Source organism: Yoonia sp. JB2-21 (genome assembly GCF_055693545.1).
On sequence record NZ_JBVFUC010000001.1, the window covers coordinates 2,602,365 to 2,618,272 of the forward strand.

Here is a 15,908-nt window from a genome sequence, read left to right on the forward strand (position 1 = left end):
GCGAAAACAGAATTTATTCTTGAAGGGATTTACCCGTCCGAACCGATCATGAAACAGGTCGTTCCGCGGGCTTGGAGCCGGCGGCACGCCAAGTCAGCGCCTTCACGGGTGAGACCCATAAAGTTCGCGTCAAACCCGCCAGAGCGTTGCACGACACGGCGCAATGATCCGTCAAGCGTGCTCATCTCATTGAGCGCGACGCGTAATAGGACCCGTTCAGCGTCATACCGAGACCCATAGCGGCCTACATTCACACCCCAATGGCGTCCGCCAGAGGTGGAAATACGCGTGACGACTTCGGGGCCGGCATCGACCACGGCAGCTGGTGCCTCAAGCGCAGCAACGACCGTCTCTTGTGATGGGCGTGGAACGGGCGTGACGGCGGGTGGTTCAACTGCCGCAACTAGTGTTGGTGCTGGTTGAGGCGCGGGTTCCACGGTGCCAAGCGCCTCGGCCAGTGCGGCATTTACTGAGTCTTCGATAACGGAGTTGATGATATCGGCATCAACCGCAGCGACAAGAACCTCGGCTGCCACAGGTTCTGCTGTTGGCCTTGGCGTTGGGCGGATGCTGGTGTTTACAAGGCCGCTGACGCGCACGACTTTGCCAGGGTTCGCTTGTGTGGCGCTGTTGCTGGATAGCATTGCGGCAGGCGGGTTCGGACGGCGCACGGTGGCGCGCGACGGCGCGCGATTAAAGCCCATGTCCATCAGTTCCGTGATCCGTGCGTTACGCGCAGCGGTGGATGAGCCACCAAAGACAGTCGCAATCACACGCTCTTGCCCACGCTGAGCAGAGGCGACGAGGTTAAATCCAGCCGCACGGGTATAGCCCGTCTTGATGCCATCGCCACCCTCATAGGCATCAAGCCACCGGCGGTTCGTGTGGCGCACGGTCGCAATGCCTGCATCGGCTGACCGGCGCGAGAACAGATTATAATACTGTGGGAAGTCATAGATCACGTGGCGCCCAAGCACAGACATATCGCGTGCTGTCGACAGGTGACCAGATTGGGTCAAACCATGGGCATTGCGAAAGTTGGTGTTGCGCATGCCCATGGCGCGCGCTGTTCGGTTCATGCGCGTGGCAAATGCTTCCTCAGAACCAGAGATCGCTTCGCCAATCGCAGTCGCCGCGTCGTTGGCGGATTTGACGGCTGCAGCACGTAGCAAGAACCTTAGTCGGATGGTTTGGCCGGCGCGCAGACCAAGCTTTGACGGTGGCTCTGATGCAGCAAGGCGGCTGATCTGCACTGGTGTGTCTAACGTAATCTCGCCGCGTTCAATCGCTTGAAACGCGACGTAGAGCGTCATCATTTTTGTGAGCGATGCTGGGTGCAATTGGGTATCGGCGTTGCGGGAATGCAAAACCTCACCTGTGCGGGCATCCATGACCATTGCGGCATAGGGTGCTGCTGTCGCACGGATCGGCGCGACCAAGATTGATACCAAAAATACACATAGAAATAGCCCCTGAAGGGCCAACTGTCCCGGACGACTTGCCACGTCGTATGCCTCTTTTTCTGCCTCAATGACCCCGGATTTTTCCGGTGGTCTTATTGTTATGAAGGCACGCTAACATAAGTCCGATGTTCCTAAAATACCCTAAATTCAAAGACTTTCAGTGTGTTCCTATGGTCAATTTCCCATATCTTGTGTTGGGTGCTCACAGCGACGCAACATAGGTCGAAAACTTAGCCAATTACCCCAAAAAATGATTGTGAGTGCATGGGGTTTTCATGACCACCCTGTGCTTTATATATAACGCTAATCCAATAAGGCGGACCGCATGCGCGCAGAGTTTTACATGATGGCTGACAAAGAGGGCGATGACGACGGTGACGTTGGTGTCGTGCTTGAGACCAAGCCAAAGACAAAACGCCCGCCTATGTATAAAGTCATGATATTAAACGATGATTTTACTCCGATGGAGTTTGTCGTGCATGTATTGGAGCGCTTCTTTGGCCTGTCGCACGCTCAGGCATTTGAATTGATGTTGACCGTGCACAAGAAGGGTGTGGCGGTCGTTGGCGTTTTCAGTCACGAGATTGCAGAAACGAAAGTGGCGCAGGTTATGGACTTTGCGCAGCGCCACCAGCACCCTTTGCAATGTACGATGGAGAAAGAATAGCGCGCTGGCGCTGTTCGCAGTTTAATGGCCCAATCCCGCCTGAGCACCGCCCTTCAAGACGGTCTGATAGCGTTGCCGTCCGGCAACATCGCGCTGATGCGCCCACCTGCGACCTATGACGTGTCGGCCTTGCCGCGCGATGACGTACGGATTGTGCATGGGTTCTATCCAAACGTCGCGGCGTGGCAGGGCGCAGGCTATCTGGTGGATCCGCAGATCGCAGAGGTTTCGATCGCGGTTGTGGTGGTGCCGCGGTCGAAAGCCTTGGCGCGTGCGATGGTTGCCGAGGCAAGCGCCCACGCCGACCTGGTGATCGTTGATGGCCAGAAGACTGATGGCGTGGATAGTCTGTTCAAAGCCTGCCGCAAAGCGTTGGGCGAACTACCATCATTGACAAAGGCACATGGGCGTATCTTTTGGTTCGCGCGCACCGACGCCTTTGCCGATTGGGTGGCACCGCCCCCAGCCAAGGGCCAGCACGGGTATTTCACGACGGCTGGTGTTTTTTCGGATGGTTCCGTTGATGCGGGTTCAGTTTTGCTAGCTGATGCCTTGCCTGCAAAATTGCCGGCACGCATGGCCGACCTAGGGGCTGGGTGGGGCTATCTTGCGGGGCCCGTTCTGGCCCGTGACGGGGTTAAATCGCTAGACTTGATCGAAGCCGAAGCACTGTCTCTTGATTGTGCAAAACTCAACGTCAGCGATGTGCGTGCTGCGTTCCATTGGGCTGATGTGACCCGCTTTGATGGCGATGGTTTTGACGGCGCTGTGATGAACCCGCCTTTTCACACCAGCCGTGCGACTGACCCCAGTTTGGGCCGTAGTTTCATACAGGCAGCCGCTCGCTTATTGGCACCACACGGCAAGCTGTGGATGGTTGCGAACCGGCATTTACCTTATGAAGCGACGTTGAACGAATGTTTCCGTAATGTGGACATGATTGCCGGGAATGGTGCTTTCAAAGTATTCCACGCGAACCGACCCCACCGCTAATCGGGGCAAGGGAGAGTTCTGATGTCATTTTCCATTTCTGGAAAGACTGCCATTGTCACTGGTGCGGCCAACGGTGTTGGCCTTGCGATTGGACGGCATTTTGTAAAGATGGGTGCGAATGTTGTTTTCGCCGATATGGATGAAAAGACCCTGTGCCACGAGATTGGCGAAGAGGCCGACAAAGAAGAAAACGTCCGTATTTTTGCGGGTGATCTGCGCAAGAAGCTAACGATTGCCAATTTGCTGTCCGCAACGATTGATGCTTTTGAGCGGGTCGACATTTTGGTCAATGCCTCACGACAGGTCATGGAAACTGATCCATTGGACCCTGACGATACGTCTGTAGAAGAGTTACTCCAGCAAAATGCGATGACTGCGCTGCGGGTCAGCCAAGCCGTTGCGCGCCGTATGATCAAGCAAGCTGATGGTGAGACAAGTGCGTCCATCGGGGCTATCGTGAACCTCAGCTCTATTGCGGCGCGCCGGACCCACCCGGATTTGCTGGCATATTCGGTGAGTTCCGCTGCCTCGGACCAGATGACCCGCTCACTGGCCGTGGCGCTTGCCCCAAGTGGTATCCGCGTGAATGCGGTTGCCTTTGGCAGCGTGATGAGCGCCAGTCTCAAGGGATCTTTGAAAGATCAGGATGAAGTCCGTGAAGCCATTGTCGAAAGCACGCCACTCCACCGCATTGCCAGCCCGGGCGAGGTATCAGATGCGGTGCAGTACCTTGCGTCAGATGCAGCGGCCTTTGTGACCGGGCAAATCATCACGGTTGACGGCGGCCGGACGTTGATCGACCCCGCGGCCGTTTCTGCCCACTGATTATTCGGGGTGTACCGCGATACATTGCGCGACGGCTTGATTGGAACTGGCTTGTGACTGGGCAAAACGCTCTTCCAATGACGCCAGTTTGGCCCGCTCTGCGTTCAGATCAATTGCGACCGGAACAGTGGACGTGAACGTCTTGGTTTCCTCACACCGGATGCGGATTTCATTCCCCTCGCTGTCGCGACCCCGACAGGTTGCCGGGACACTGCGCACGTCTTGCCGCTCTTCCAACGCATAGCCTCGGGCAAGGTTGCCCCGTGTTTCATTGATCAGATGGCTCAGCACCTTTGTGTCGCGTGTCACATCGCTGATGCATTGCTCGCGCGGGGTGGCGCAGGCTGCCACAAGGGCGAGTGGAAGCAGAATAAGGGCGGGGCGCATGGCTCTCTCCGGTTTTGATCTGGATCATCGTTGTACGATCTCTATGGTGCATAAAAGCAAATAAGACGTGTTATTCAATATCAGGGGGCTGGATCTGGGAATGTCAGACGGTTTTGAGGCGGAAAAAAGCAAAGCATCTTCATGGTTCCGCACCTTGCGCGATGAAATCGTTGCCTCTTTCGAGGGACTGGAAGACAGCTTTGCTGGCGAGGGTACAGTAGGCCGTTTTGAAGTGACCGAGACCAAGCGGAGTTCCGATGATGGATCAGACGCAGGCGGAGGCCTCATGTCTGTCATGCGTGGCGGCCGTGTGTTTGAAAAGGTCGGTGTGAATGTGTCGGCGGTCTATGGTCAACTTGGTGCGTCCGCTCAAAAGGCGATGGCCGCACGTGGTGTCCCAGGAATGGAGGATGATCCGCGCTTCTGGGCGTCGGGCATTTCGTTGGTTGCGCATATGCAAAACCCGCATGCGCCTGCTGTGCACATGAACACCCGTATGTTCTGGACCCCGCACGCCTGGTGGTTTGGGGGCGGGTCAGACCTGAACCCTTGCATTGAATATGACGAAGATACCGCACATTTCCACGCCACCCAGAAGGCCCACCTCGACCCGCATGGTGAGGCGCATTACCCCAAACTGAAAGAGTGGGCGGACGAATATTTCTACATTCCCCACAGAAATCGGGCGCGTGGTGTCGGCGGTATCTTTATGGATGACTATTGCACCGGCGATTGGGAGGCGGATTTCACGCTGACCCAGGACATTGGCAAAGCTTTCCTGCCGGCCTATGTGCCGCTGGTTGAAAAGCGGCGGGATACGCCGTGGACCGATGCGGACAAGGACACGCAGCTTGTCCACCGTGGCCTCTATGCAGAGTATAATCTTGTCTATGATCGCGGGACCAAGTTTGGCCTTGCAACCGGACATGACGCCAATGCCGTTTTGATGAGCTTGCCGCCTTTGGCAAAATGGGTCTGACTTAGTCCACCTGAATGAAACGCGGCCCAGAAATGTCACGATCACTTTCGACGCGGCCAATTTCAGGCGTTCGCGTAGAGGCAGGAAGCACATTGCCGGCCGCCATTTGCAGGACAGCGACTTGCACCATGATTGGCGAAACTTCTGGCCCGACGAAGATCGCGATGGCCTGATAGACTTGTGGTGGGGCGACTTTGACGACAATGCGTGCAACGCGCATCATGCGTAGTCCTGTCGGATAGCTGGTTCCTGCGCGTGCGCCCAGTGCGGTGACCTCATTTGCGTTTGCGGGAATGAAAACCAACCATGCGCCAAGCAGCAATAGCCCCGCGCGCACTGTTGCGCGAAAGCTGTGGTAGGCCAATCGCAATGTGAAAGGTAGCTGCAAGGCCGGCTCCTGTTCGTGTTGCCGACGTAACGCGTCTTTGCGGCGAATTTAGGACCCGCGCACCGTATCAATCATCAATTGTACGTTTGCTGGGTCGGCATCAGGTGTGATCCCGTGACCAAGGTTAAAGATATGCGGACCGTTTGATAGCGCGTCACAAATGCGCCGCGTTTCAGAGACCAGCGCATCGCCACCTGTAACCATATGGGACGACTTTAGGTTGCCTTGTACACAGCCGTCCTTTTGAACATTCTCCGCGACCCAAGCAGCGTCAACGCCGTCATCAACGGCGACGCAGTCCGCGCCGGTCGCAGCATGCACACCGGCATAGCTGGTCCCTGCGCCGCGCGGGAACGCGATAACCGGGACGCCGGGGTGCTTTTGCTTGAGCGCTGCTGTGATTTGCTGCATCGGCTTGATCGAGTAATTTTGGAAATCTTCGCCCTGAAGTGAACCAGCCCAACTGTCAAACAGCTTGACGCATTCAGCACCTGCTTCGATCTGCTTGGACAGATAGGCGATGGTGCCTTCGGTGATCCGTGCGATTATTCCATCAAAGGCAGCGCGGTTCTCGGATTTCAGGGCATGTGCGGGCCCCTGATCTGGCGTGCCCTGTCCTGCAATCATATAGGTGGCCACTGTCCAAGGCGAACCGGCAAAACCGATCAATGTGGTCTCCTCTGGGAGTTCACGAGACAGGATCTTTACCGTCTCATAAACAGGGTTCAGCTTATCGTGGATCGCTTCTGTCGGCTTCAACTTGGCAAGCTCTTCGGCAGAGGTGATCGTCGACAGGCGCGGACCCTCTCCGGTGACGAACCATAGGTCGGCGCCAAGGGCCTGGGGCAGCAATAGAATATCGGCAAAAAGGATAGCGGCATCAAAGCCATAGCGGCGAATGGGTTGCAGCGTGACCTCAGCTGCCAATTCAGGATTATAGCACAATGACAGGAAATCACCGGCCTGCGCGCGGGTCGCCTTATACTCTGGCAGATAGCGCCCGGCCTGTCGCATCATCCAGATCGGCGGGGTGGGAAGAGTTTCGCCCGCGAGGGCCCGGAGGATGGTCTTTTGCTGCGCCATGAGGTGTCCTTTTGTATCGTTCCTGTGGTCCCAATTGCAGAAGATGTTGTCAAGGGAGTTGTCAGGCTAGGTTGACACGTCTAACAATCCAAACATGACACTTTCAATGCCTACCCCCGCTTCGCCTTTCAACATCGGAACCCGTGGATCACCGCTTGCCCTTGCGCAAGCGCATGAGACCCGATCGCGCTTGATGGCCACCTTTGATCTGCCGGAAGAGGCCTTTGCGATTTGCGTGATCAAGGTGACCGGCGATGCTATTCAGGACCGCCCGCTGAAGGAGATCGGTGGCAAGGGCCTGTTCACCCGCGAGATTGAAGAGGCGTTGCTGGACGGGTCCATCGACATCGCGGTCCATTCGATGAAGGACATGCCTGTTGAACAGCCCGGTGGGTTGCTGCTGAACACCTATTTGCCACGCGAAGATGTGCGCGATGCGTTTGTGTCGCTGAATGCCAAAGGGTTGGACGATTTGGCCGAAGGCGCCACTGTTGGCACATCTTCTCTACGCCGTCGGTCGCAATTGCTGGCCAAGCGCCCTGACCTAAATATTGTTGAGTTTCGCGGTAATGTGCAGACTCGCCTGAAAAAGCTGGCTGATGGTGTCGCTGAAGCGACGTTCCTTGCGATGGCGGGCTTAAACCGCCTCCATATGAACGATGTGCCGCGCACGGCTGTAGCGCCGGAGGATATGTTGCCTGCCGTGGCGCAGGGTGCCATCGGGATTGAGCGGCGGGGAGATGACAGCCGTGCCGCTGAAATGCTCGAAGCGATCCACGACGGGCCCACGGGCCTGCGACTGGCTGCTGAACGTGCATTCCTGGCGCATCTGGATGGATCATGTGAGACGCCCATCGGCGGTCTAGCGGAGTTGGATGGTGGATCAATACGCCTGCGTGGCGAAATCCTAAGGACCGATGGGACCGAGGTTTATGCCGATGATATGGACGGAACGGTCGAAGATGGTGCCGAGATGGGGCGGGCAATGGCGGCGAAGCTTTTGGTGCAGGCAGGCCCCGACTTCTTCTAACCAGCGAACGAATTTCTAGAAATTCATTCTTGAACCCCAAGAAAATTCGCGAATTTTCTTGGTCAGGTGTCGGGGATCACCTTGCCGGGATTTAGGATGTTGTTGGGATCGAGGGCCCCTTTGATTGCGCGCATAGCGTCCAGAGCAACCGGGTCTTTGCGGCGCTTCATTGTCTCAAGTTTGGACACTCCGATTCCATGTTCGGCGCTGAATGATCCGCCGAGTTCCTGCACCACATCCTCGACCGCCTCAACCAAAGCGTCCATGATGTCGGGGTCATTGCGGCTGATATAGCTCGTGTGATGGATATTGCCGTCGCCAAGGTGGGCGACGATGACCTCGCTTGCGTCCGGATCAATCGCCTTAATGCGCGGTGTCAGCGCCTTTTCAAAGACTGCGACCTTGTCCAGTGGCACAGCCACGTCGGTATTCACGAAAACACCACCAAAGAACGCAACTTCGCCTGCATCCTCGCGCCGTTTCCAGATGTCGCGGCGCTGCGTGTCGTTCTGGGCGATGACCGCATCAAGGACGGTGCCCTCTTCCAGCATGGTGCCCAGGGCCTGTTCCAGCGCCGTGACGACCGGCAGGCTGCCATCGGCGCGCGGGACCGCGTCTTTGGCTTGCGTCGCGGCTACTTCGATCATGATGTTGACGTCATAGTTTTCGTCAAAGGGGGCGGCCACGTCGGGAAACAGCTGCATGTGTTTGTCGATATAGCTGCGCGGCATGTATTCAAAGGCTTCGACGCCACCGCCGGTTTCGTCCTGCAACCGGTGCAGCAGTTGTAATGCATCGGGCAGGGATGCGACAGCAACCATCGCCGTGGCATAGGCCTGAGGTTCCGGGCGTAGCTTCAGCACAGCTGCGGTGATGATCCCAAGCGTGCCTTCGGCCCCGATCACCAGATTGCGCAGATCAAGGCCGGAATTGTCCTTATGCAGCGCGCTCATCAGGTTCATGATACGGCCATCGGCCATCACGACCTCCAGGCCGAGACACAGGCCGCGCGTGCTGCCATAGCGCACCACGTTTGACCCACCAGCATTGGTCGATAAAAGCCCGCCGATCATGGCGGACCCGCGCGCGCCGAGGGTCAGCGGGAAGATCAGATCGTGTTCTTCTGCCGCGTCATGCAGGTTGGACAAGATCACGCCTGCGCCCACTGTGGCGGTGCGTCCGGCGACATTGATCTCCGTTATCTCATTCAGCCGTTCAACCGAGAGCATCAACGCGTCTTCGGCCAGCGTGGCCCCCGTCAGCCCAGTGCGCCCAGAGGCAGGAACAACGGGCGTCTTGGTGGCATTCGCAATCTTAAGAATGGCCGCGACCTCTGCCGTGTTTGCTGGGCGCAAAACGGCCATGGGCGTTGATGTATAGGCCCCGGTCCAATCCTTGCCATAGGGCGCTGCATCCGCCCCCGTCAGAATACGGTCAGCGCCAATGGCGTCAGCGATTTGGTCAAGGACGGTCATATCACACCTATTGCTCTGGACTGCACTCTAGCGGGCGTTAACAAGAGGTAAAGACTTCCCGCGCCTAGGTGTCAAAGTCAGCACGCTGCAGGACGTAGGTCGTGCAGTCTTCATCGTAGTGGGTTTCAATCCCGCGGAAGGTCATCCCGATGCGCTGCATGACCTTGTGGGATGCGATGTTGTCGGGATGGGCCACAGCGATTACCTGGTCGACACCCATGACCTCGAACATATAGCGGGCGGCAGCGCGGCCTGCTTCGGTGGCAAAGCCTTTGCCAGTGGTCGCCGTGGCCAAACGCCAACCGATTTCTATCTCGGCCTCTGGCTTGCGGGCGACATGCTGGGCGCAGGCGGCACCGACGACGTGTTTGGTTGATCTGTCGATGATGGCCCACCAGCTGTAGCCCAGTTCGGCCCATGCAGTCCTTGACCGTGTGATGACCTCTTGCGTCTTTTCCAGCGTCTCTGGCACCCCGTCGCTTAGAAACTCCATAACCGCAGGTTCATTGTTGATCATATTCAGGGCTGTGGCATGCGCAGGTGCATATGGTTCAAGACGCAAGCGTTCCGTGGTGACGGTGGTGTGGGGCGGGAGATTGATCATAGACGCAGTGTGCCATGCAACAATACTGGTTGGAAAGGACGCTACATGAAGTTCTGTCACGTTGTATCTATTTGAGTGGTGGTGGCGTGGGGGAGATTTGAACTCCCGCACTCAGGGTGGCTTGGCGTAGCCAAACGCCCGTAAGTCGGGTCCTCAGGTGCCCGGTCAGGTCTGAGCGTGAGCACTTGATTTGGGAAAGTGGTGGTGGCGTGGGGGAGATTTGAACTCCCGCACTCAGGGTGGCTTGGCGTAGCCAAACGCCCGTAAGTCGGGTCCTCAGGTGCCCGGTCAGGTCTGAGCGTGAGCACTTGATTTGGGAAAGTGGTGGTGGCGTGGGGGAGATTTGAACTCCCGACCTAACGATTATGAGTCGTTCGCTCTAACCAACTGAGCTACCGCGCCGTACCACGAGCGTCCGATTACGCAATGGGGGCAGGGGTGTCAAACCGTTTCTGACGGTTCGGTGGGGGAAAACCCACCGTAAGTTAGTCATAACGCAGTTCGGTCGCCTTCCCACGGAAAATAAAGTACGACATCACCGTGTAGGCCATGATCGTTGGTAGCACGACACATGTGCCCATCAGGATGATAAACAGGCTTTCTGGTGCGCTTGCTGCTTCGTAAATCGTGATCTGCTCGGGGACGACGTAAGGGTAAAAACTATAGGCCATGCCGCCAAATGCCATGATCCAAAGCGCGGTGGCTGCCGCGAATGGTTGCCATGACCGGCGGTCCGCTGGGTACGGCATTTTCCGCAGCATGGACCATAACCAAAAGACCAGAATCGCCGATAGGATGGGCAAGGGCGATAGGTACAGCGCGTCGGGCAAACTGAACCATTTGTCAAAGATACGTGCGCTGACGAAGGGCGTTGCAAGAGAAATAGCGCCGATTCCTAGAACAAGCCCCCAGATCCCGCCTTTTGCCCACTCGACCGCTTTGCGTTGCAGGGCGTCTGAGGTCTTGTGAATGACCCATGTGGCACCGATGAAGCTGTAGCCGACCGTCAAGAAAACCGCTGTCAGCAGTGCAAAGCCAATGTTCAGCAACGTCCACTCCAAACCCATAACATACATACCCAGCATGAAACCTTGGCTGAGCGAGGTCATCAATGATCCTGCAAAAAATGCGTTGTTCCACAAGCGCTTGTGAGGAGCAGGTGCTTTGGCGCGAAACTCAAATGCGACGCCGCGCAAAATAAGCCCGATCAACATAATCGCGACGGGTAGATAGAGCGCTGTCAGGATCGCGCCATGGGCGGATGGAAACGCGACCAGCAAAAGGCCGACCGCAAGGACCAGCCACGTTTCATTCGCGTCCCAGAAAGGACCAATGGACGCGATCATGCGGTCTTTCTCGTCATTCTCGGCGAAGGGGAACAGCACGCCGACACCCAGATCGAAACCGTCCAGAATGACGTAGATCAGAATGGACACGCCCATGAGCGCCGCAAAGACAAAGGGCAGCCAGATTGTTGGGTCACCAAAGGTGTTCATATCATCACTCCGCCGGCATTGCTTTGGGAACAAGCGAAGGCGCGGGTGCGATGCTGGTCCCGATCGCTTCACCTCGCGCGGTTTTGCGCGCCAGATAGAAGATCACAAAGATATAGGCAGCCAGCAGTGCGGCATAAACAACCAGGTAGGCAATCAATGTCGACAACACCAACGGTGCGGGCACATCGGCCACAGCCTCTTTTGTGGTCATGACCCCGTGGACCAACCACGGCTGTCGGCCGATTTCGGTGGTGTACCATCCGGCCAGTGTCGCCAGCCAGCCGCTAAAACTCATGCCCACCAGCATGCAGAGCATCGGCTTGGGCAACCCTTCAACCCCGCGCTTGCGACGCATGATCATATAGGTGGCAGACCAGCTGACCAACAACATCAACAGCCCTGTACCCACCATAACCCGGAACGACCAGAACACGGGCGATACACGCGGGTGCAGCACCTCGCCATCTTCGGTCACAAAATCATTCAGCCCTTTCACTTCGCCATTCCAATCATGGGTCAGGATGAATGAGGCGAGTTTGGGAATGCCAATCTCGAACCGGTTTTCGCGCGCTTCTTCATCGGGGATCGCAAACAGGATCAGCGGCACACCAGTACCTGTTTCCCAGTTGCCTTCCATCGCGGCCACTTTGGCCGGCTGATATTCCTTGGTGTTCAGCCCGTGCATGTCACCCACAAAGATCTGCACGGGGATCAGCAGTGCGGCCGCGACTACTGCGGATTTTAACGCCACGCGCACCCCCTCAGTTCGTCCGCCAATCAACCAACGGAACGCGCTGACACCAGCAATTAGGAAGCTAACAGTCAGGAAGCTGGCCAGCACCATATGGGTAAAGCGGTACGGCATGGAGGGGTTAAAGATGATGGCAGACCAATCCGTCGCATGCGCCACGCCGTCGATCACCTCAAACCCTTGGGGTGTATGCATCCAAGAGTTCAGCACGATAATCCAAAAGGCTGACATCATGGTACCAAAGGCCACAAGGAAGGTAGCCAGCGTATGCACCCAGTTGGGCACGCGGCTGAAACCAAACAACATGATGCCAAGGAACACCGCTTCGAGGAAGAAGGCTGTCATAATCTCATAGGCCAGCAGTGGCCCTGCGATATTGCCGACTTTTTCCATGAAACCGGGCCAGTTCGTGCCGAATTGGAATGACATGGTGATGCCAGAAACAACGCCCATCGCAAAGGACAGGGCAAAGATCTTCACCCAAAAGCGGTACGCCTCCATCCAGCGCTCTTCACCGGTACGGTTGTAGCGCAGTTTGAAGAAAAGCAGCACCCAGCCCAAAGCAATGGTGATCGTTGGGAACAGGATGTGAAAAGAGATGTTCGCCGCAAACTGGATGCGTGACAAGAGAAGTGTTTCGAGTTCCATGACTGCCTCAATCTCGGGGCTCTTTTGCCCTTGAAACAAATATAGCTGTGTCGCGGCATAGATCATGAGGGTGCGACAGCAGAGCGCGGTGTGCGCGCGCCAATTTCCAACCGTGCGACAGGATCGGAAAAATTCGCAGTTCTGAGCGCAATTTCTGGAATGCCGGCGATGGCAGTATGGGGGGAGAAAGCAAAAATTTGCCTCTAATTCGTGACAAAACGGTGCGATCTCAGTCCTCAAATCGCCACTGAGTTTCCTGATGGTACGGAGTGTCTGGCGCTATTGTGATAGATGGAAAACCAGGCTGATTAGGGGCGTCTGGCCAACGTTGCGGCTCAATCACCAAACCTTCGTAGAGTGCCTTGCCCGGGCGCGCTGAGCCGCAGGCGTCATGGATCTGCATGCCCGGTTCCGTTGTTGCAACCGTCATCTTCAGACCGGACGTTCCCTTGAGCCACAACACATCACGCATAACCGTTGGTGCATTTGACAGGCAGAAATTATGGTCAAGCACCGGTGCAGCCGGTGTTGGTGTGCGGGAATGGCGAAAGTCCATTTCGGTACCGGTAACATCCCTGACTTCTCCCGTCGGGCAGGTCATCTGATCAACCGGCAGGCAATGGTCAGCCGCAATTCGCAGGCTGTGTCCCTCCCACGTAGGGCTGCCATCAAGGTTCCAATAGATGTGGCTGGCAAAATTCATGCAGGTCTTCGTGTCCGTTGCGCCGTCCAAAGTCATCGTTAAAGTCGCGGGTGCGGTCACTGCATAAGTCACTGTGATCACACGGTTGCCCGGCAGTCCCGCCATGCCGTCCGCCATACGCAATTGCAGCGTCACGCTGTCATCCGTTTGCGAAACAATATCCCAAATTTGCCGATGCACGCCCTGTTGCCCGGAATGCAAATGGGTCCGTCCGGCCTCATTGCGTTCAAGTTCGTACATCATGCCGTCAAGCCGGACGCGCGCGTTGCTGATACGGTTGGCAATAGGACCGACGATGGCACCAAAATATCCCATCGTGTTTTCATAGTCCGACAGTGTATTCGCCCCCAGTGCGAGCCCGCGATCTATTCCAGCAAGCCGCACATCCTGCACAATCGCGCCGTAGGTCAGGACCGTGACCGAAAGTCCGCCCTTGCTGATTGTGATCGCTGCGACATCTTCGCCTGATCGGGTGGTGCCGAAATGGATCATGGTAGCGGCTCCCAATGTACGCCTGCGGCTGGGATCTGATGCCCTTTCCAAGCGAGCGGGATCGCGGCGTAGTTAAAGACAAAACGGTGTATTTCAGTGTCGCGAATTCGCAGCCCGTCGGGCAGGTCGTGTGTCGGAAGCGCAAGTTCGGCGCAAGCCGAGCCGATAATCCGGTCAAATGTCGTATCGTCCGGCCAACCCGCCAGATAGCGAAGATGATCGCTTCCCATGATTGCGGGCTGCCCGCTTTTGGTGTGCTCGTGCACCGGGGCAGTGCCCTCAAGATGTTCAAACCAGTGCACAAATTGCCCACCGTCCGCCAATTGAATGGCATCATCGGGCGGCATGCTTTCGGTCAGGCTAACGCTGATGTCCAAACTGGACAGGTCTGGGCCAAGCGGTGTTGGAATGCTCAGTTCGTCGGTTTTGGTGTCGCTGCGCGGGCCAATCAGCGCGATACCTTTGAACTCACCCAAGGCGGCACGTAAGGGGTCAGACAGACACATGATCCCGGGGGCCATAACCAGTTTGTAGGCTGAAAGGTCGGCCGTATCAGGCGGCAGTATATCAATATTCAGGCCTGCACGCCGCATCGCGCGATAGGCTGCAAAGGCGAGGCGGAACATCTCAAAATCAGCGCCCTGCGGTTGGGCGTCCCAGCCCCACGCACTGTCATAGTCAAAAACCAACGCTGCCTGCGATCGCGCAGTGCCTACATGGCCCAGCTCGGCGAATTCGTCTGCTACCTGCCGTGCCTCGGCCAACGCAGGCGCGGGTGCGCTATCAGGTCGCAATAGTCCGGCATGCATCTGTTCTTGCGCAAATGGGGCCTGCCGCCAACGGAAGTAGCACACGGTTTCGGCACCATGCGCGAATGCTTCCCATGCCCAAAGACGCGCCATGCCGGGCAGTGGTGCAGGATTATAGGGGGCCCAATTGACCGGGCCGGGTTGCTGTTCCATCACCCAAAGACGACCTTTGCCAACAGCGCGATACAAGTCGTGGTGAAACGCCTGCATGTCGGGGTGGCCCTGACGCAAGAAAGCGCGCTTGAATTCTGGCGTGCCTTCCAGCCGATCCGACAGAAAGCCAATCGGGTAACTATCCCAGGATGCGATATCGAGGTCGGCGCCGACCTTCCAATGATCAAAGCTGGTGATCCGCCCCATGTAGTTGTGGATCAGCGGTGCATCCGTGTGGCGACGTAAGGCATCAACCTGCACTTTATTGAAAGCCACCACCTGATCAGAGCTATAGCGCCGAAACGCCAGCTGATGCGGATGGTTGGGCTCTGTAACTGTAAGGTTGGGCAGGTCGATCTGGTCAAACGTGTCGTATTCCATTGACCAAAACACATTGCCCCATGCGCGGTTCAATGCGTCGGTGCTTTGGTACTTCTGAGACAGCCAGTCCTGAAAACCACTTCGGGCCGCGTCAGAATAGCTCAGCGTCGTGTCGTGGCAGTCATATTCATTGTCGATTTGCCACGCCAACACATTGGGGTTCTTGCCATAGCGAACGCCCATCAAGTCAGCGATGCGGCGGCATTCCTCGCGGTACCCTAGATGGCTAAAATCATAGTGCCTGCGCGATCCAAACTTGCGGGGGCGCCCGTTTACGTCGACAGCCAGCATATCGGAGTGTTTGTCGATCATCCAACGCGGCGGGGTCGCAGTAGGTGTACCAAGAACCACTTTCAGGCCAGCAGCGCCAAGCACGTCTATTGCGCGATCAAGCCAGTCCCACGTGAATGTGCCGGGCGCGGGTTCCATCCGGCTCCAGCCGAACTCTCCAATGCGCACCCACGTTAGACCAGTCGCAACCATTTGGGCGGCGTCGCGCGCCCATTGGTCCTCTGGCCAATGTTCGGGGTAATAGCAAACGCCAAGCGTGCGTTTCATCGGCAGGAACCTCTTTTTGCTAG

The 15,908-nt window shown here is 56.8% G+C and carries 15 protein-coding genes and 1 tRNA gene; 5 read left to right on the forward strand and 11 right to left on the reverse strand.

The features are described from left to right. Nucleotides 1-29: 29 nt before the first annotated feature. On the reverse strand, nucleotides 30-1,397 hold the full coding sequence (locus ACZ1G5_RS13075) for a serine hydrolase (protein WP_472734332.1): 1,368 nt from the start codon (nucleotides 1,395-1,397) through the stop codon (nucleotides 30-32). A gap of 391 nt (nucleotides 1,398-1,788) precedes the next feature. Here ACZ1G5_RS13075 and clpS point away from each other — a divergent pair, with 391 nt between their 5' ends. Genes clpS through ACZ1G5_RS13090 form a run of 3 tightly spaced genes read left to right on the forward strand, consistent with a single transcriptional unit; the run spans nucleotide 1,789 to nucleotide 3,948 of the window. Further along, complete coding sequence (gene clpS / locus ACZ1G5_RS13080; protein WP_472733260.1) at nucleotides 1,789-2,130, forward strand: ATP-dependent Clp protease adapter ClpS; 342 nt, start codon at nucleotides 1,789-1,791, stop codon at nucleotides 2,128-2,130. A gap of 24 nt (nucleotides 2,131-2,154) precedes the next feature. After that, complete coding sequence (locus tag ACZ1G5_RS13085) at nucleotides 2,155-3,123, forward strand: class I SAM-dependent methyltransferase (RefSeq protein WP_472733261.1); 969 nt, start codon at nucleotides 2,155-2,157, stop codon at nucleotides 3,121-3,123. Nucleotides 3,124-3,144: 21 nt separating this feature from the next. After that, the gene (locus ACZ1G5_RS13090; RefSeq protein WP_472733262.1) at nucleotides 3,145-3,948 is read left to right on the forward strand and encodes an SDR family NAD(P)-dependent oxidoreductase; all 804 of its coding nucleotides are present in this window, start codon (nucleotides 3,145-3,147) and stop codon (nucleotides 3,946-3,948) included. Here the strand turns inward: ACZ1G5_RS13090 and ACZ1G5_RS13095 are convergent, their stop codons facing one another. Beyond that, the gene (locus ACZ1G5_RS13095) at nucleotides 3,949-4,335 is read right to left on the reverse strand and encodes a hypothetical protein (protein ID WP_472733263.1); all 387 of its coding nucleotides are present in this window, start codon (nucleotides 4,333-4,335) and stop codon (nucleotides 3,949-3,951) included. Between the two features lie 100 nt (nucleotides 4,336-4,435). Between ACZ1G5_RS13095 and hemF the strand changes: the two genes are divergently transcribed. After that, nucleotides 4,436-5,314 (forward strand): oxygen-dependent coproporphyrinogen oxidase, encoded by an 879-nt coding sequence (gene hemF / locus ACZ1G5_RS13100; protein WP_472733264.1) that lies wholly within the window; start codon nucleotides 4,436-4,438, stop codon nucleotides 5,312-5,314. 1 nt (nucleotide 5,315) lies between these two features. On the opposite strand, the gene ACZ1G5_RS13105 is transcribed toward hemF, so the two are convergent. Both ACZ1G5_RS13105 and hemE read right to left on the reverse strand, forming a co-directional pair. Further along, entirely contained in the window at nucleotides 5,316-5,702 is a 387-nt protein-coding gene (locus ACZ1G5_RS13105) for a hypothetical protein (RefSeq protein WP_472733265.1), read from the reverse strand. Between the two features lie 48 nt (nucleotides 5,703-5,750). Further along, nucleotides 5,751-6,785, reverse strand: coding sequence for a uroporphyrinogen decarboxylase (gene hemE, locus ACZ1G5_RS13110; protein ID WP_472733266.1), 1,035 nt, complete (start codon nucleotides 6,783-6,785; stop codon nucleotides 5,751-5,753). A gap of 94 nt (nucleotides 6,786-6,879) precedes the next feature. Between hemE and hemC the strand changes: the two genes are divergently transcribed. Beyond that, complete coding sequence (gene hemC, locus ACZ1G5_RS13115; RefSeq protein ID WP_472733267.1) at nucleotides 6,880-7,815, forward strand: hydroxymethylbilane synthase; 936 nt, start codon at nucleotides 6,880-6,882, stop codon at nucleotides 7,813-7,815. Between the two features lie 62 nt (nucleotides 7,816-7,877). Here hemC and ACZ1G5_RS13120 read toward each other — a convergent pair whose 3' ends face one another. The 7 genes from ACZ1G5_RS13120 to ACZ1G5_RS13150 form a co-directional block, all read right to left on the reverse strand. Beyond that, on the reverse strand, nucleotides 7,878-9,290 hold the full coding sequence (locus tag ACZ1G5_RS13120; protein WP_472733268.1) for an FAD-binding oxidoreductase: 1,413 nt from the start codon (nucleotides 9,288-9,290) through the stop codon (nucleotides 7,878-7,880). A 64-nt stretch (nucleotides 9,291-9,354) separates the two neighbouring features. Next, the gene (locus ACZ1G5_RS13125; protein ID WP_472733269.1) at nucleotides 9,355-9,894 is read right to left on the reverse strand and encodes a GNAT family N-acetyltransferase; all 540 of its coding nucleotides are present in this window, start codon (nucleotides 9,892-9,894) and stop codon (nucleotides 9,355-9,357) included. Between the two features lie 325 nt (nucleotides 9,895-10,219). Next, nucleotides 10,220-10,296, reverse strand: a tRNA-Met gene (locus ACZ1G5_RS13130). A gap of 83 nt (nucleotides 10,297-10,379) precedes the next feature. Further along, nucleotides 10,380-11,390 (reverse strand): cytochrome d ubiquinol oxidase subunit II, encoded by a 1,011-nt coding sequence (locus ACZ1G5_RS13135; RefSeq protein WP_472733270.1) that lies wholly within the window; start codon nucleotides 11,388-11,390, stop codon nucleotides 10,380-10,382. A 4-nt stretch (nucleotides 11,391-11,394) separates the two neighbouring features. Then, nucleotides 11,395-12,789 (reverse strand): cytochrome ubiquinol oxidase subunit I, encoded by a 1,395-nt coding sequence (locus ACZ1G5_RS13140; RefSeq protein WP_472734333.1) that lies wholly within the window; start codon nucleotides 12,787-12,789, stop codon nucleotides 11,395-11,397. A 229-nt stretch (nucleotides 12,790-13,018) separates the two neighbouring features. Then, the gene (locus ACZ1G5_RS13145; RefSeq protein ID WP_472733271.1) at nucleotides 13,019-13,984 is read right to left on the reverse strand and encodes an aldose epimerase family protein; all 966 of its coding nucleotides are present in this window, start codon (nucleotides 13,982-13,984) and stop codon (nucleotides 13,019-13,021) included. Beyond that, nucleotides 13,981-15,885: a beta-galactosidase gene (locus tag ACZ1G5_RS13150; RefSeq protein WP_472733272.1), complete on the reverse strand. Its 1,905-nt coding sequence runs from the start codon at nucleotides 15,883-15,885 to the stop codon at nucleotides 13,981-13,983. Before ACZ1G5_RS13150 ends, ACZ1G5_RS13145 begins: the two co-directional genes overlap by 4 nt. Nucleotides 15,886-15,908: the final 23 nt, after the last annotated feature.

Coding starts and splice junctions, on each gene's coding strand:
- ACZ1G5_RS13095 (WP_472733263.1), bottom strand. CDS start 4,335: ATGCGCCCCGCCCTTATTCTGCTTCCACTCGCCCTTGTGGCAGCCTGC.
- clpS (WP_472733260.1), top strand. CDS start 1,789: ATGCGCGCAGAGTTTTACATGATGGCTGACAAAGAGGGCGATGACGAC.
- ACZ1G5_RS13120 (WP_472733268.1), bottom strand. CDS start 9,290: ATGACCGTCCTTGACCAAATCGCTGACGCCATTGGCGCTGACCGTATT.
- ACZ1G5_RS13150 (WP_472733272.1), bottom strand. CDS start 15,885: ATGAAACGCACGCTTGGCGTTTGCTATTACCCCGAACATTGGCCAGAG.
- ACZ1G5_RS13140 (WP_472734333.1), bottom strand. CDS start 12,789: ATGGAACTCGAAACACTTCTCTTGTCACGCATCCAGTTTGCGGCGAAC.
- hemF (WP_472733264.1), top strand. CDS start 4,436: ATGTCAGACGGTTTTGAGGCGGAAAAAAGCAAAGCATCTTCATGGTTC.
- ACZ1G5_RS13090 (WP_472733262.1), top strand. CDS start 3,145: ATGTCATTTTCCATTTCTGGAAAGACTGCCATTGTCACTGGTGCGGCC.
- ACZ1G5_RS13125 (WP_472733269.1), bottom strand. CDS start 9,894: ATGATCAATCTCCCGCCCCACACCACCGTCACCACGGAACGCTTGCGT.
- ACZ1G5_RS13135 (WP_472733270.1), bottom strand. CDS start 11,390: ATGAACACCTTTGGTGACCCAACAATCTGGCTGCCCTTTGTCTTTGCG.
- ACZ1G5_RS13145 (WP_472733271.1), bottom strand. CDS start 13,984: ATGATCCATTTCGGCACCACCCGATCAGGCGAAGATGTCGCAGCGATC.
- hemC (WP_472733267.1), top strand. CDS start 6,880: ATGACACTTTCAATGCCTACCCCCGCTTCGCCTTTCAACATCGGAACC.
- ACZ1G5_RS13075 (WP_472734332.1), bottom strand. CDS start 1,397: ATGGTCATGGATGCCCGCACAGGTGAGGTTTTGCATTCCCGCAACGCC.
- ACZ1G5_RS13085 (WP_472733261.1), top strand. CDS start 2,155: ATGGCCCAATCCCGCCTGAGCACCGCCCTTCAAGACGGTCTGATAGCG.
- hemE (WP_472733266.1), bottom strand. CDS start 6,785: ATGGCGCAGCAAAAGACCATCCTCCGGGCCCTCGCGGGCGAAACTCTT.